The sequence below is a fragment of the Actinoplanes sp. NPDC051851 genome (assembly GCF_040681165.1).
In the GTDB taxonomy this organism is placed as follows: Bacteria; Actinomycetota; Actinomycetes; order Mycobacteriales; family Micromonosporaceae; genus Actinoplanes.
Genome location: NZ_JBFAYF010000083.1, coordinates 1 through 15,383, shown reverse-complemented (window position 1 = coordinate 15,383; position 15,383 = coordinate 1). Strand labels below are relative to the sequence as shown.

Sequence of the window (15,383 nt, the reverse complement as noted above, 5' to 3'; positions counted from 1 at the left end):
GTCGCCCCAAACACGTCAGGACGACGGCATCCAGCGTCCATTCAGGACCAAATCCATTGGCGTGTTTACATTTATCGATCAATCTCCCCAGCATTTCCCCAGCACGCCATCCGAAAACAACCACCAGCAACCGAAAACAACACGCAATGCACTTGAGGGGATACGGAAAGTGGCCGAGCGAAAACGCTCGGCCACACCGTTCCTGACCTGCGGAAACAGCTACTTTTAGTCCTTCAAAAGCTGCCGCGCCATGACGATCCGCTGCACCTGATTCGTGCCTTCGTATATTTGGGTGATCTTGGCGTCGCGCATCATGCGCTCGACCGGGTAGTCGCGGGTGTAGCCGTAGCCGCCGAGGATCTGGACGGCGTCGGTGGTGATCTCCATGGCGACGTCGGAGGCGAAGCACTTGGCGGCCGCGCCGAAGTAGGTCAGGTCGGCGTCGTTGCGCTCGCTCTTGCCGGCGGCGGCGTACGTCAGCTGGCGGGCCGCCTCGAGCTTCATGCCCATGTCGGCGAGCATGAACTGCAGGCCCTGGAACTCGGCGATGGCCTTTCCGAACTGCTTGCGATCCTTCGCGTACGCCGTGGCGAAGTCCAGCGCGCCCTGGGCGATGCCGATCGCCTGGGCCGCGATCGTGACCCGGGTGTGGTCCAGGGTCTGCATCGCGGTGGCGAAGCCGGTGCCCTCGGCGCCGATCATGCGGTCGGCCGGGATGCGCACGTTGTCGAAGTAGACCTCGCGGGTCGGAGAGCCCTTGATGCCGAGCTTCTTCTCCGGGGCGCCGAAGCTGACGCCCTGGTCGGACTTCTCCACCACGAAGGCGGAGATGCCGCGGGAGCGGGCGCTCGGGTCGGTGACCGCGAAGACGGTGTAGAACTCGGAGACGCCGGCGTTGGTGATCCAGCGCTTGACGCCGTTGAGCACCCAGGAGTCGCCGTCGCGGACCGCGCGGGTGGTCATCGAGGCGGCGTCGGAGCCGGCCTCGGGCTCGGAGAGGCAGTACGAGAACATGCCCTCGCCCGCGGCGACCTTGGTCAGGTACTTCCGCTTGAGCTCCTCGGAGCCGGCGAGGATCACCGGCAGCGAGCCCAGCTTGTTGACCGCGGGGATCAGCGAGGAGGACGCGCAGGCGCGGGCCACCTCCTCGATCACGATCGCGGTGGCCAGGGCATCGGCGCCGGCGCCGCCGTACTCGACCGGGATGTGCGGTGCGTGGAAGTCGGAGGCCCGCAGCGCGTCGTAGGACGCCTTCGGGAACTCCGCCGTCTCGTCGGCCTCGGCCGCGTTGGGGGCGACCCGGGCATCACAGACCTCGCGTACCGCGGCGCGGATGGTCTCGTGGTCCTCCGGCAGCCGGTAGACGTCGAAATCAGACATGATCCAATGCCCTTCTCGTCAGAGCGGTCCCACCGCTATGTTACCGACGCGTAGCGTACGCCGGGCAACGGAACCCCGCTGTGCCGAATATCGCCGCCGGCGGACCCCTCTGCGGGACACTGCCGGTTTCCGGGTCGTTTCCGCAGATCTCTACCCGAGTGAGACTGTTCTAATGAATGGCGGACCGGCATGCTCTAGTTACTAAGAGAGACCGCTGGCGAGGAGGTCCTGTGGCGAAGGCTGACGAGTCCGACTACGCGGAGGAACTGTCCCGGATCGACGCCTCGATCGCGGCCCTGAAGGTGCAGGACATGGCGGCTGCCAACACCCGCACCCAGATCGCCAGCAAGATCCAGGCGGCGCAGTTCCAGCGCGACATCCTGGCCCACGCGCAGAAGGGCAAGGGGACCAAGAGCCGGCGCCGTAAGCCGTCACCCACGCCGCAGACCGGGGACTTCCCGCCGCCGCCACCGGCCGGCACCACCCGGGTCCACGAGTCCGAGGTCCCGCCCGCGCCCGGGGAACCCCCGACGGGTGATCAAAGGCAGCCACCACCCCGGCGTCGTCCGGCCCCGCCGGAGGGCGGACGCCCCGGCGTCGTCTCGGACGGCAACACGCTGCTGGTCGACGATCCGCCGCCGATCGGGCAGCCCGGGCCGCGGTACGCCCCGCTGAGCGACCTGGAGCACCCACCCGAGGCGTCCACCCAGTCGGTGCAGAACATCCTGCTGGCCCTCGGCGCGCTGCTGCTCGCCGTGGCCGCGGTGGTCTTCGCGGGGGTGGCGTTCTCCAACCCGTTCGCGCGGGCCACCATCCTCGCGCTGGTCACCGCGGTCGCGCTCGCCGCGGCACCCGGCATCGCCCGGCGCGGGCTCAGCTCGACCGCCGAGACGATAGCGGCGATCGGCCTGATCCTGCTGCCGATGACGATCTACACGCTGCACGGCAGCGAACTCACCGGCGGCGCCGACGTGCCGGTTCCGCTCTATCTGGGCATCACCTTCGCGCTCACCGCGGTCGCGAGTTTCGGGTACGCCGGGGCCACCCGCCTCGCCTCCGCCCGGTACGCGACGGTGATCGCCACCCAGCCGGTGGCCCCCCTGCTCGCGTACCCGCTGATCCACAGCCCGGCGGGCTGGGGCATGGCGCTGACCCTGGTGGCCGTCCTCGACCTGCTCCTGCTCACCCGGGTGATCAAGAAGGGCCGGCTGCTGCCCCGCTGGGCGATGGGCATCCCGGCGCCCGCCGTCCGCGATCCCCAGGGTGAGGCACCGGGGGGCGAGGGCGCGGATCCGGAGGGCTCCCGTCCCCGCCCGGAGTCGCACCCGGAAGAGCCGGATCTGATCATTCACGGACCTCGCTCGCGCGGTGGCCGGCTCCTCGGCCGGATCTTCCCCGGTCCCCGCCCGGCGGGCGCCGCGCCCGCCGGCTCGGTCCCGCTGACGCCGCCGGTCACCCCGGCCTCCGCGGACTGGCTGCGTGAGCTCACCTTCGCCCTGCTCTGCTTCGCCTGCGCGGGCGCCCTGCTCTTCTCCACCGCGGCCCTGTTGCAGGCCCAGATCGTGCCGGACGCGCTGCGCTCCGGGCTGATCCTGATCGCCGCCGGGCTGACCGCCGCGGCCGCAGCCTGGCTGCTGGAGGACCCGCTGGCCCGCAACGTGGCCGGCGCGGTGCTCACCATCTCGGTGATCGGCGCGATCGCCCGGATCGCCGGTGTCGCCTCGCCCCGCTGGACGCTGGTGGCCGCCGCCGCGGCGGTCGCCGTCACCGGCGCGGTGATCGGCCGGCTCCCCGATCGGGTGCATCGCGGCCCGCAGTACGCGTCCGCCGCCGCGCTCGCGGTCATCGGCCTGTTCGTCGCGATCGACGCGATCCGCGCCGCGCTCGCCCCGGTGGCGGCGGCCCGGCCGGTCTGGCACGCCGACACGGCCGCGTACTCCCAGCAGCTCGCCGACGCGGTCGGCGACTCGGGGCGGCTGCTGGCGTTCGCCGCGCTGCTGGTGACGATCGCCGCGGCGCTCGCGCTCCCGGCCGGCATCCGGCGTGAGGGCGCGGTCGCCGGCATCGCGGTGACCGCGCTCGCGGTGCCCGCCTCGCTCGCTCTGAACTGGTCGGAGGCCCCGTGGCCGCTGGTCCTGGCCGCGATCGGGCTGGGCGTCGCGGGACTCTGGGCGAGCACCCGGCGGGAGGCCATCGCGCACGTCGCGGCCGCCGGGGTGGTCGGCCTGTTCGGTGCCGGGGCCGCGCTGGCCGCCTGCTGGCTGACCGCCGCGGTGCTGACCGCGCTGGCCGGCGCGGGCGTGATGGTGGCGATCGCCGCCCGGCAGATCCCGTTCCGGATCTTCGCCTGGGTGATCGGCGACTGGGCGGCCGGCGCCGCCGCGCTCGCCGTACCGGGCGCCGCGGTCACCGCCGCGCTCGCCATCTCGGACACCGGGAGCGGGCCGCCACCGACCGCGGCGAGCACCGTTCCGGCCCTGGCCGCCGGGTTCCTCGCGGTCGCGGGCACGCTGAGCTACGCGGCGGTCTTCCAGGTCGCCCGCCGGGAGGTCAGCTTCCCGCTGACCGTCGGCACCGGCCTGGGCGCGGTCGCGATGGCCGTCGCCGCGCTGGTCGCCCCGGGTGCCGAGCCGCCCGACCTGTGGGTGGGTGCGCTGCTGCTGGGCGCGGCGGCACTGCTCTTCCTGGCCAAGACGATCGACAATCACGGGCGTACGGACCGGATGCTGGACGGACCGGACATCGCCGCCGCGGCCGCCACCGTGGCGATCTGCGGTGCGCTGGCCCGGGTCGCCGCGCTCGCGTTCCCGCAGGCGCCACTCGCCGTCGCCGGCGTGGTCGTGCTGATCGTCGGCTTCGGCGTGACCGTGCTGATGGAGGACTGGAAGCCCGGACCGGCCCGCGGTCTCGCCGTCGCGGGCCTGGTGGTCGGGCTGCTCGCCGGCTACCAGGCGGCCGCCGGTGGCCTGAAGGTCCTCGCCCTGCCCGGGCCGCTCTGGAACACCCAGGTCGAGCAGTACGCGACCACCCCGCCCAGCGGTGCCTGGCAGGCGCCGTTCGCCCTGATCATGGTCGCGATCACGGCCGGCCTCGCGCTCCCCCGCCCGTGGTCGCACTACGCCTCGGGCCTCTGCGCGGCGCTGGCCACCGTCGGCGCGCCGTGGGCGCTCGGCCTGCCCTGGTGGTCACCGCTGCTGATCGGCACCGCGGTGGCGATCGGCTACGGGCTGGCCGCCGTCGCCACCACCCAGCCCTCGGCGGCCCGGGCCCGGGCCGCCGTCGCCGCGGTGGTGCTGCTGCACGCCGCCGTCGTCGGGCTGGCCCGGCCCTGGTCGACCGCCGTGGCCCTGCTCGCCGTGGTGCTGCTCGGCACGCTGGTCGCGGCGACCGCCCGGATCCCGGTGGCCACCGCACCGGAGGAGACCCCGCTCCTCCAGCCCGGCGAACTGCCCCGGCACCGGGCACAGGTCGGCGGCGCGTCCACCGGCGCGGTGCTGCTCGCGCTGCCCGGCCTGCTCGCCGCCCTCGCCGCGGCCCGCAACGGCCTCGACGCCGACGCCAAGGTGGTGCTCACCGCGGCCCTGGCCGGCTCCAGTCTCGGGCTGGCGCTGCTCGCCCTGGCCGGACGGTACATCCCGCAGTACCTGCCCTGGGCCACGATCGGCCTGGTGCTCGGGGCGACCGTCACCGCCCTCGTGTCGGTCCCGGCCTCGCACCCCACAGCCCTCTACGCGGCGGCCGCCGCCCTGCTCGGCGTCCTCGCCGAGCTGCTCCGCGGCGCGGTCCCGGCGCCGGCCCGCCCGATCGGCGACCCCGGTTTCGGGCGCCGCGGACGGTCCGACCGGATGCGCCGCAGTGCCCTGCGCCGCAGCGGCATGCCCCGCGGTGGGATCGTCGAACGCTGGCTCGCCGACCCGGCGACCGGCGCGGTCGTGCTGGCCCTGCTCCCGACCGTGCTGGCGCTCTTCTCGCTGGCCCCGGCCCTGCGCGCGGCCCTGCTCGACCCGCTGCAGCAGCTCGGCGCGATCTGGGACGGCCCGGTACCGGCCCTGGTCGATCCGGCGGCCGGCAACGTCGACGCGACCAGTGCCCTGGCCGCACTGCTGCTCACCGGTGCGGCCGCGCTGGCCGCGATCGGGTTCGGCGGCAAGCCCTCCGAGGCGGTCCCGGTCATCCTGCCCGGTGTCGCGCTCAGCCTGCTGATCACGCCGATCGCCCTGCACGCGCCGTTCCCGGCGGCGACCGGCGCCGCGCTGGCCGTCTTCACCATCTCGATGCTCGGTCTGGCGCTCACCCCGCCGCCGATCGCCAGCCGGGCGCCGCTGCTGCGGAGCACCCGCAACATCGTCTTCGTGATCGGCCTGCTCGCCGGCGGCGCCGGGCTCTCCGGCAGCCTGGCCCGGGAGAGCCTGACGCTCCTCACGCTGAGCAGCGCGGTCGGCGTCGGGCTGGTCGCGGCGGTGGCCGGGCGTACGCACACCGCCCGCATCCTGGGCTGGCTCTTCGCCGCGCTGATGGGCCAGATGTTCGTGCTGGCCGCGGCGGTCGCGGCCGGGATGGACCGGCACTGGGCGGCGTTCGGCGTGCTCGCGGTCGGCGCCGGGCTGCTCGCTCTGGAGGCGCTGCTCCCCCGGCTGGGCCTGGAGCAGTACCGCGCCGAGGCGGTCACCGTCGAGTGGAGCGGCTACGCGTCCGCCGCGATCGCCGGTGCGCTGGCTTTCGACTCGCCGGCCCACCTCGCCGCGCTGCTGGCGGCCTGGGGTGCGGTGCTCGGACTCGCGGCGTCCCGTCCGGACCGTACGTCGCAGCAGCGCCGCACCCTGTTCTGGCTGGCGGTCGGCTTCGAGATCGTCGGCTGGTGGCTCTTCATCGCGCTCGCCGATGTGGCCCTGCCCGAGGCGTACACCCTGCCGTTCGCGGCGCTGGCGCTCTCCGTCGGCGTGGTCGAGGCTCACCACCGCCCCGACCTGAGCAGCTGGGCGGCGTACGGGCCGGCGCTGCTCGCGGCGTTCGTGCCGACCATCGGGATCGTGCTCTCCGGCGACGGCGGCGACCTGCGCGAGGTGCTGCTCCTGCTCGGCGGCGTGGTCACTCTCATCATCGGTTCGCGTACGCGCCAGCAGGCCCCGGTGGTGGTCGGCACGGTCGCCACGGTGATCGCGGCGCTGAAGTTCGCGGTCAGCGTGGGCGGCCCCTGGCTGATGCTGATCCCGGTCGGCGTGATCCTGCTCTTCCTCGGCGCGACCAGCGAGAGCCGCCGCCGCACCCAGGAGCTCCGCGACGTCGTCTCCCGAATGCGCTAGGAGAACGGGACGGATCTGGGCTGAGTGCGACCAAAGTCGCATTTTGCCCGTCGATGCCGAGGGTGCCGAAAACGGCGAGCCAAGCGGGGCCGTTTTCGGTGCACTCGGCATCGACTTCCCGGGGCGAAATGCCGCCGAGCGGAGCGAGGCCAGACAGCTCAGCCGAGCAGCTTGGCGCGGAGCGCGTCGTCCTTCTCCCCGACGAGCTTCTCCAGGCTCTTCTGGAACGCCGCCATCTTCTCCTGCAGCGAACGGTCGGACGCGCCGAGGATGCGGACGGCGAGCAGGCCCGCGTTCCGGGCGCCGCCGATCGACACCGTCGCCACCGGGACGCCGGCCGGCATCTGCACGATGGAGAGCAGCGAGTCCATCCCGTCCAGGTGCTTGAGCGGCACCGGGACGCCGATCACCGGCAGCGGGGTCAGCGCCGCCACCATGCCCGGCAGGTGCGCGGCCCCGCCGGCACCCGCGATGATCGCCTTGATCCCCCGGCCGGCCGCCTGCTCGGCGTAGTCGACCATCTTGTGCACCGTACGGTGCGCGGAGACCACGCCGACCTCGAACGGCACGTCGAACTCGGCGAGCGCGACCGCGGCGGCCTCCATGGTGGGCCAATCCGAGTCGCTGCCCATGATGATGCCGACCTGCGGTGCCATTACTCGCCTTCCTGAAGCCACTTGGCGGCACGCGCGGCCCGCGCGCGCACCGACGCCAGATCGTCGCCGAGCACGGTCACGTGCCCGATCTTCCGGCCCGGCCGGACCTGCTTGCCGTAGAGGTGCACCCGCGCGCCCGGATCCGCCGCGAACAGATGGTGCAGCCGCTCGTCGATGCTGATCCCGCCCGGCTCGCCGCCGAGCACGTTCGCCATCACCACGACCGGCGCGGTCAGCTCGGTGGAGCCCATCGGGTAGTCCAGCACCGCCCGGACGTGCTGCTCGAACTGCGAGGTCCGCGCGCCCTCGATGCTCCAGTGCCCGGAGTTGTGCGGCCGCATGGCGAGCTCGTTCACCACGATGCCGTCCGCGGTCTCGAAGAGCTCGACCGCGAGCAGCCCGACCACGCCGAGCTCGTTCGCCAGATCGATGGCGAGCTGCTGCGCCGCCAGCGCGCGCTCGTCGGAGAGCCCCGGCGCCGGCGCGAGCACCTCGACGCAGATGCCGTCCCGCTGCACGGTCTCCACCACCGGGTACGCCGCGACCTGCCCGAACGGCGAGCGCGCGACCAGCGCGGCCAGCTCCCGCCGGAGTGCGACCTTCTCCTCGACGATCAGCGGGATCCCGGTGGAGACCAGATCGTCCGCGGCCTCCCGCGACCCGACCATCCACACGCCGCGACCGTCGTAGCCGCCGCGGGTCGCCTTGGCCACCACCGGCCAGCTCCCGCCCGCGAACTCCTCGATCTCGGCGGCCGAGCTCACCCTCCGCCAGCGGGGCACCGGCGCGCCCAGCTCCGCCAGACGCTCCCGCATCATGCCCTTGTCCTGGGCGAAGACCAGCGCCTTCGACCCCGGGAACACCTTCACACCCTCGGCCTCGAGCGCCGCGATGTGCTCGGTCGGCACCTGCTCGTGGTCGAAGGTGACGGCATCGCACCCCTTGGCGAACTCCCGCAGAGCGGCGAGATCGGTGTGCGTGCCGATCGGCACGTCCGCCGCGACGAGCGCGGCGCTGTCGTCAGCCGTCACGCTGAGCACGCGCAGTGACTGACCGAGGGAAATGGCAGCCTGGTGGGTCATCCGGGCCAGCTGCCCGCCCCCCACCATGCCGACTACTGGCAGACCGGTTCGGGTATCCATCGCCCCACCAGCCTATCCAGCCCACCGGCCACCTCCGGTGCCGGGTGGCCGCCTGCTCAGGGCGTACCCGGAGAAGCCGGAAAGCGGGAGATCAGGTCCTGGGGTGAGGTGACGGGGAGGTCGCAGGCGAAGCCGCGACAGACGTAGGCGGTGGGGCGGCCATCGATCATCGGACGGCCGGCCAGGAGCGCGATGCCGGGGCGGTCGGGCTCGCCGGCGACGATCACCGAACCGGCGGGTGCCGCGCGGTGGGCGACCCCGATCAGCGGGCTGTCGAGGTCGTCGGTGGCGATGGCGATCTCGTACGGGCCGGTCAGCGCGGCCTCGGCGACCGTGGCGGAGTAGCCGGCGAACCGCGGGTGACCGTCGATCAGCGGCCCGGCGGTGGCGAGCGCGGCGTCGGCGGCCTCGCGGTAGGACGTCTCGCCGGTCAAGGCCGCGTACGTGACCAGGGCCGCGCAGATCGACGCCAGGCCGGACGGGGTCGCGTTGTCGGTCGGGTCGGCGGGCCGGGTGAGGAGCTTCTCGGCGTCGTCGGCGGTGTCGTAGAAGCCGCCCTGCCCGGTCCCGAAGTGCGCCAGCGCCACGTCGAGCAGCTCACCGGCCAGGTCCAGCCAGCGCGGGTCGGCGGTGAGCTGATGTACGGCGAGGAACCCCTCGGCCACGCAGCCGTAGTCCTCCAGCACCCCGGCCGGAGCCCCGGCCACACCGTCGCGGGAGACCCGGCGCAGGCGGCCGTCGACCAGGTGACGTTCGGCGAGGACCTCGGCCAGGGCGATCGCGGCGTCCCGGGAACCGTGCTCGGCCAGCGCGGTGATCGCCAGCCCGTTCCAGGACGCGACCACCTTGTCGTCGCGGGACGGCTGCGGGCGTCGGGCACGGGCGGCGAACAGGCGGGCACGCACGTCCCGCCAGCGGGTGATCAGCGACGGATCGGCGGCGTCGATGTCCCGGGCCAGCACCAGCACGCTCGTCCCGCGCTCGAAGGTGCCCGCCGGGGTGACCCGGAACAGGTCGGCGGCCCACGCGCCGTCCTCCGCACCGAGCGCCTCGGCCAGCTCGGCGGGCGTCCACGCGTACGTCAGTCCTTCGACGCCGTCGGTGTCCGCGTCCAGCGCCGAGGCGAGCCCACCGGCCGGCGTGGCCAGGTCGCGCAGCAGGAACTCCGCGGTCTCGTCGGCGATCCGGCGGGCGAAGCCGTCCCCGGTCAGCCGCCACAGCTGGGTGTACGCCCGGAGCAGCAGCGCGTTGTCGTAGAGCATCTTCTCGAAGTGCGGCACGGTCCAGGTGCCGTCGACCGCGTACCGGGCGAACCCACCGGCCAGCTGGTCGTAGATGCCGCCCCGCCCCATCTGCTCCGCGGTGTGCCGGACGATCTCCAGTGCCGGCGCCGACCCGGTGCGCTCGTGGTGCCGGAGCAGGAAGAGCAGGTTCATGTGCGGCGGGAACTTGGGCGCGCCGCCGAACCCGCCGTACTCCTGGTCGTACTCCTTCTCCAGCCCGGTCGCGGCGGCTTCCAGCAGCCCGGCCGAGATCGGCGCGGTCGGCCCACCGACGAGCTGCGCCCCACCGACGGCTTCCACGACGGCAGACCCCTGCTTGAGTACGTCCTCCCGCTGCTCCCGCCATGCGGTGGAGACCGACCCGAGGAGCTGGGTGAACTGCGCCTTCGGAAAGTAGGTGCCGCAGTAGAACGGCTCCCCGTCCGGGGTGGCGAAGACGGTCATCGGCCAGCCGCCCTGCCCGGTCATCGCCTGCGTCGCGGTCATGTAGACGGCGTCGACGTCGGGCCGCTCCTCCCGGTCCACCTTGATCGCCACGAACCCCTCGTTGAGGATCGCGGCCACAGCGTCGTCCTCGAAGGACTCGTGCGCCATGACATGACACCAGTGACAACTCGAATACCCTACTGAGATCAGCAGAGGTACGTCTCGTCGCCTGGCCTCCGCGAATGCGTCATCTCCCCACGGCCACCAGTCAACGGGGTTGGCGGCGTGCTGAAGGAGGTAGGGCGAGGTCGCACTGCCCAGCCGGTTCATGGGACAACCTTCTCACAGCCGCGGTAGCAGGACGAGGCACGACTCGGCTCCGTCGGTTGCCTCGCCGGTATGCGCGACCCACGCACCACGGCACCTCAAATTTTGGTATCCGGCGGCCTCGAATTTTGGTAGTTTGCTTGCTCGGATTTTAGTATCTTGGACTTTCGAGATTTGGTACTTCACAGCAATCGAGGAGACAGGGTGCCCGGATCACTCGACGGCATCGCGGAACGGCGCGTCTCCGCACTGCTCGATGACCTGCTCCAGGTAGAGCCGGTCATCGCCTTGCACGGCCCGCGTTCCGTCGGTAAATCCACGGTCCTGAGGACCCTGGCCCGCGCTCAGGGCGCGCCCGTTCTGGACCTGGACGATCCGGCTATTCGTGATGCCGTGGTGGCCAACCCGCAGACAGCAGTCTCGACGCAAGGCCTGCTGTGCGTGGACGAATATCAGCACGCCCCGGAGATACTCGACGCGCTGAAGGCACGGCTCAACCACGAAGGCACTCTGCCGGGCACAGCCGTGCTGACCGGATCAACTCGTCAGGACGCGCTGCCCCGCACGGCGCAGGCCCTCACCGGCCGACTTCACTCGATGACCATCTGGCCGCTGTCGCAAGGGGAGATCGACGGCGCCCGCGAGGACTTCCTACCTGCGCTCCGAGCAGATCCCGATGCGGCCGTCGCAGCCCGGCCGTCCTCCACGACCGTCCGAACCGAATACGTCGACCGGCTCTGTGCCGGAGGATTCCCGCTGGCCTTGCGTCGCGTAGGCACCGCCCGCGACCGATGGTTCGATGATTACATCCGTCAGTCTTTGGAACGCGACGCCATCGAACTGGTCCGAATTCGCCAGCGCACCATGTTGCGCGAGCTTCTGGGCCGGATTGCCGGGCGAACCGCACAGGTACTGAACCTGACCAACCTATCCCAGGGGCTCACGGCGGAGCGCAAAACCATCGAGGACTACGTTCGGCTCCTCGAGGACCTCTTCCTCATCGACCGACTTCCCGCTTGGGGCAAGACGCTACGTTCGCGGTCCGCCGCTTCCCCGAAGGTGCATGTCATCGATACCGGCGTGGCCGCTCGGCTCATGCGAATCTCGCCGGCCAAGCTCACCACCCTCGATCCGACTGCCTTGGCGGAATTCGGCCATCTCCTCGAAACGTTCGTCGTCGGCGAGCTTCGCAAGCACGTCTCCTGGATGGACGAGCAGGTCTCCACAGGACACTGGCGCACCCACGACGGCGACGAAGTCGATTACGTGATCGAGTTTGATGACGGCCAAGTCCTCGCCTTCGAAGTGAAGGCGAACGAACGCGTCGCGGGCACCGACCTCAAAGGCCTCCGCAAGCTACGCGACGCACTCGGCGACAGGTTCATCGCCGGAGTCGCGCTCAGCACAGGACTGAGGTCATTCACCTACGAGGACCGCATCCACGTCATGCCGGTCGACCGTCTTTGGACGCCCATCGGTCAATAGCCGCGAGACACCTCCTCGATCGATCATCAGGTCCGGCGTACGTCACCTTCCTCAGCTCGTTACGCGGGCGGACGGTCGCCTCTGGACACAGCAGGTGGCTGACGGAGCCGTGCCTCCTCATACCTCTTCAAGTACGGAGACAGGGCCGAGCCACCCCCGTATCTCATGGCTCGACCCGTCCACGGATTCCCCCGCCTCGCCTTCCGGTGGCCTGCTCGATACTCTCTGCCACCGAGCATGACCGCGTACGGCTAATGAAATGCTGTCGCCGAGGTCCCGCGGCGTGGCGGCGGCGGTGGGCCCTCGGTGATGAGCAGACGTTCGAGGACGGGAGAGCGTGGTGGAGGTCCGCCTGCTGGGTCCGGTGGAGATCTGGGCGGACGGCCGGCCGGTCGAGATAGGTCCACCGCAGCGACGGCACACGCTGGCGGCCCTGGCTGTCGATGCCGGACGCCCGGTCACCATCGACGCTCTCGCCGCGCGGGTGTGGGACGAGCCGCCGGCCGCGGCGGCCCGGGTTCTGCAGGTGCACATCACCCACCTGCGACGGCTGCTGACCGACGCTGCGGGCACGCCACCGGCCAGCCTGCTGCGCCGCTCCAGCGGCTACGTCCTCGACATCGCGCCCGAACGCGTCGACGTCCTCCGGTTCGCCGATCACGTCCGGCGGGCCCGCGGCGCCGACCCGTCCACCGCGCTGACGCTGCTGCGGACCGCCCGCGGGTGGTGGCGGGCCGCGCCGTTCGACGGGCTGAAGGGCGGCTGGGTGGAGCGCTGCCGCCGCGCGTACGAGGAGGTGTATCTCGACGCCACGGTGGCGTGGGGGCTCGCCGAGCTGCGGGCCGGCAACCCGCTCGCCGTGCTCGGGCCGCTGGTCGAGCTCGCCGGCGACCACCCGCTGACGGAACCGCTGGCCGATGTGGTGATCCGTGCCTATGCGGCCGTCGGCCGGCCCGCCGAAGCGCTGGCGTACTACGCCGAGTTCCGCGGCCGGCTCGCGGACGAGCTGGGCGCCGATCCCAGCGCCGCCCTGCAGACACTGCACCAGACCATGCTGCGCGGGGAACCGGTGGCGCCGCGGGAGACCGCCAAGGCTGCGGCCGGAGTACCGGTCACCGTCGTGGTGCCGGCCCAGCTCCCGGCGGACGTCCCCGGCTTCGCCGGACGTGCCGCGGCACTGCGCACCCTGGACGGCCTGCTCGAGGAGACGGCGATGGCCGTCACGGTGGTGTCCGGCACCGCCGGGGTGGGCAAGACCGCCCTCGCCGTGCACTGGTCCCACACGGTGCGGTCCCGTTTCCCGGACGGCCAGATCTTCGTCAGGCTGCGCGGCTTCGACCCCACCGGACAGGTCGTCTCACCGCAGGAGGCACTCCGCAGCCTGCTCGACGCGCTGGGCGTCGCATCCGAGCGGGTGCCGGCCGGCCTCGACGCACAGGCCGCCCTGTATCGCAGCATCGTGGCGGGCCGGCGGATCCTCCTGGTGCTGGACAACGCCCGTGACGCCGAGCAGGTCCGGCCGTTGCTGCCGGGCACCGCCACCGTCGTCGTGGTGGTGACCAGCCGGGCCCAGCTGACCGGCCTGCTGACCGACGGCGCGTCCACCGTACCGCTGGGCCTGTTGTCCTGGGTGGAGGCCGAGGAGCTGCTGACCAACCGGCTCGGCCCGGGGGCCGTCGCGCAACGCCACGCACTCGATCAGGTCATCGCGGCCTGCGCCCGGCTGCCACTGGCGTTGAGCATCGCCGTGGCCCGGACCCGGCAGGCGGACTTTCCGCTGACGGCGCTCGCCGCCGAGCTCAGCCGGGCCGGTGACCGACTGACCGCGCTGGAGGTCGGCGACCCGGCCGGCGACCTGCGGGCGGTGCTCTCCTGGTCGTACGCCGCCCTGAGCGCGCCCGCCGCACGACTGTTCCGGCTGCTCGGGCTCGCCGTCGGACCCGACTTCGACGTCCCCGCGCTGACCAGTCTGGCCGGGTTGCCGGAGCAGGAGCTGCGCGGACCCCTGCGCGAGCTGACTCGTGCGAGCCTGGTGACCGAGTACGACCTCGGCCGGTACAGCCAGCACGACCTGCTGCGCGAGTACGCCGCCGAACTCGCCCGCCGCGATGACGCGCCGGACGTTCGCCGGTCGGCCACCATCCGCCTGCTCGATCACTACACGCACACCGCGTACGCGGCGGATCGCCTGATCAACCCGGCCCGCGAACCCATCCTGCTGCCCCTCGGCGAGCCGGCCGCCGACGTCCGCCCGGAGCGGCTCAAGGACCACAGCACCGCGATGGCCTGGTACGGCGAGCACCGTCCCGCCCTGGTGGCCGCGTTGCGGCAGGCCGCCGAGGTGGGGCTCGACCGGCTCGCCTGGCAGCTCGCCTGGTCGCTGCACACCTATACCGCCCGGAAGGGCCATCTGCACGATCAGGCCGCGGCCTGGCAGACCGCCATCGAGTGCGCGGACCGCCTCGGCGACCTGCGGGCGCACGCTCACGGCCACCGTGGTCTGGCGCAGACCGATATCCGGCTCGGCCGCGACGTCGAGGCGGACGACAACCTGAATCGCGCGCTGGAGCTCTTCACCATGGTGGGCGACCACACCGGTCAGGCACACACCGAGCACAACCTCGCATACCTGTGGGGCCGGCGGAAGCAGCCCGCGACCGCCCTCGAGCACGCCCGGCAGGCCCTGGCGCTCTTCACCGGTGCCGACGACCGGACCGGGCGGGCCGAGGCTCTCAACGCGATCGGGTGGTACCACGCGCTGCTCGGCGAGTTCGAGCACACGCTGTCGTACTGCCGGCAGGCGCTGGAGATCTTCGAGGCGGACGCCGACCTGCACGGCGCCACCGGTGCCTGGGACAGCCTGGGGTACGCCCACCACCATCTCGGTCACCACGCCGAGGCCATCGACTGTTACCAGCACGGCCTCACGCTGGCCCGGACCATGGAGCACGAGCTGTTCGTCGCCGACCTGCTGGTACACCTCGGCGACTCGTACGCCGCGGCCGGCCGGCCCGCCGAGGCCCGCATCGCGTGGACGGAGGCGGAGCGGCTCCTGACCGCCCTCGACGACCCGAGCGTCGCGGCCGTCCGGGACTCCCTGCGCCACCTCGACGACTGAGCCGGTGCCTCAGCCGGCGACCGGCAGATGCTGCTCGGGCGAGGTCTGCAGGACCTGCTCGGCGGGCCACCCCGCCACGATGAGCCAGGCGAGCAACCGACTGGCGATGACCGCGTGTGCCGAGTCGGGCGGCGGCATGATCGACAAAGCTCCATCGGGGCTCATCTCAGAGGGCGGTAGGAAAGGTTAGGTCCGATTCGGTGGGTTGAGGGTGAATATGCCCGGTTCATTTTCGGTGAGGATCTTGCGGGTGACCAGGCGTT

At 72.1% G+C, this 15,383-nt stretch carries 8 protein-coding genes; 3 read left to right on the top strand and 5 right to left on the bottom strand.

Features of this window, described 5'->3' with window-relative positions:
* Positions 1–225: 225 nt before the first annotated feature.
* Positions 226–1,380, bottom strand: coding sequence for an acyl-CoA dehydrogenase family protein (locus AB0M08_RS42555; protein WP_364506447.1), 1,155 nt, complete (start codon positions 1,378–1,380; stop codon positions 226–228).
* 230 nt (positions 1,381–1,610) lie between these two features.
* On the opposite strand from AB0M08_RS42555, the gene AB0M08_RS42550 reads away from it, so the two are divergent.
* Complete coding sequence (locus tag AB0M08_RS42550) at positions 1,611–6,683, top strand: hypothetical protein (RefSeq protein WP_364506445.1); 5,073 nt, start codon at positions 1,611–1,613, stop codon at positions 6,681–6,683.
* A 158-nt stretch (positions 6,684–6,841) separates the two neighbouring features.
* Here the strand turns inward: AB0M08_RS42550 and purE are convergent, their stop codons facing one another.
* From purE to AB0M08_RS42535, 3 genes are read right to left on the bottom strand one after another with little or no spacing between them, the layout of a single operon-like run.
* Positions 6,842–7,339 (bottom strand): 5-(carboxyamino)imidazole ribonucleotide mutase, encoded by a 498-nt coding sequence (gene purE, locus AB0M08_RS42545; RefSeq protein ID WP_364506442.1) that lies wholly within the window; start codon positions 7,337–7,339, stop codon positions 6,842–6,844.
* Positions 7,339–8,481 (bottom strand): 5-(carboxyamino)imidazole ribonucleotide synthase, encoded by a 1,143-nt coding sequence (locus AB0M08_RS42540; protein WP_364506440.1) that lies wholly within the window; start codon positions 8,479–8,481, stop codon positions 7,339–7,341. Before AB0M08_RS42540 ends, purE begins: the two co-directional genes overlap by 1 nt.
* A 56-nt stretch (positions 8,482–8,537) precedes the next feature.
* Positions 8,538–10,520, bottom strand: a complete 1,983-nt coding sequence (locus AB0M08_RS42535) for a thioredoxin domain-containing protein (protein ID WP_364506437.1) — start codon at positions 10,518–10,520, stop codon at positions 8,538–8,540.
* A gap of 201 nt (positions 10,521–10,721) precedes the next feature.
* On the opposite strand from AB0M08_RS42535, the gene AB0M08_RS42530 reads away from it, so the two are divergent.
* Both AB0M08_RS42530 and AB0M08_RS42525 read left to right on the top strand, forming a co-directional pair.
* Positions 10,722–12,002 carry an ATP-binding protein gene (locus tag AB0M08_RS42530; protein WP_364506434.1) on the top strand — a complete coding sequence of 427 codons (1,281 nt, stop codon included), beginning with the start codon at positions 10,722–10,724 and terminating at the stop codon, positions 12,000–12,002.
* Positions 12,003–12,339: 337 nt separating this feature from the next.
* Positions 12,340–15,120, top strand: a complete 2,781-nt coding sequence (locus tag AB0M08_RS42525; protein ID WP_364506432.1) for a BTAD domain-containing putative transcriptional regulator — start codon at positions 12,340–12,342, stop codon at positions 15,118–15,120.
* A 9-nt stretch (positions 15,121–15,129) separates the two neighbouring features.
* Here AB0M08_RS42525 and AB0M08_RS42520 read toward each other — a convergent pair whose 3' ends face one another.
* Positions 15,130–15,258, bottom strand: coding sequence for a hypothetical protein (locus AB0M08_RS42520; protein WP_364506429.1), 129 nt, complete (start codon positions 15,256–15,258; stop codon positions 15,130–15,132).
* Positions 15,259–15,383: the final 125 nt, after the last annotated feature.

Bases quoted from the DNA above. Each gene is read 5' to 3' on its own strand.
- AB0M08_RS42555 (WP_364506447.1), bottom strand. From the start codon at position 1,380: ATGTCTGATTTCGACGTCTACCGGCTGCCGGAGGACCACGAGACCATC.
- AB0M08_RS42520 (WP_364506429.1), bottom strand. From the start codon at position 15,258: ATGCCGCCGCCCGACTCGGCACACGCGGTCATCGCCAGTCGGTTGCTC.
- AB0M08_RS42540 (WP_364506440.1), bottom strand. From the start codon at position 8,481: ATGGATACCCGAACCGGTCTGCCAGTAGTCGGCATGGTGGGGGGCGGG.
- AB0M08_RS42535 (WP_364506437.1), bottom strand. From the start codon at position 10,520: ATGAACCGGCTGGGCAGTGCGACCTCGCCCTACCTCCTTCAGCACGCC.
- purE (WP_364506442.1), bottom strand. From the start codon at position 7,339: ATGGCACCGCAGGTCGGCATCATCATGGGCAGCGACTCGGATTGGCCC.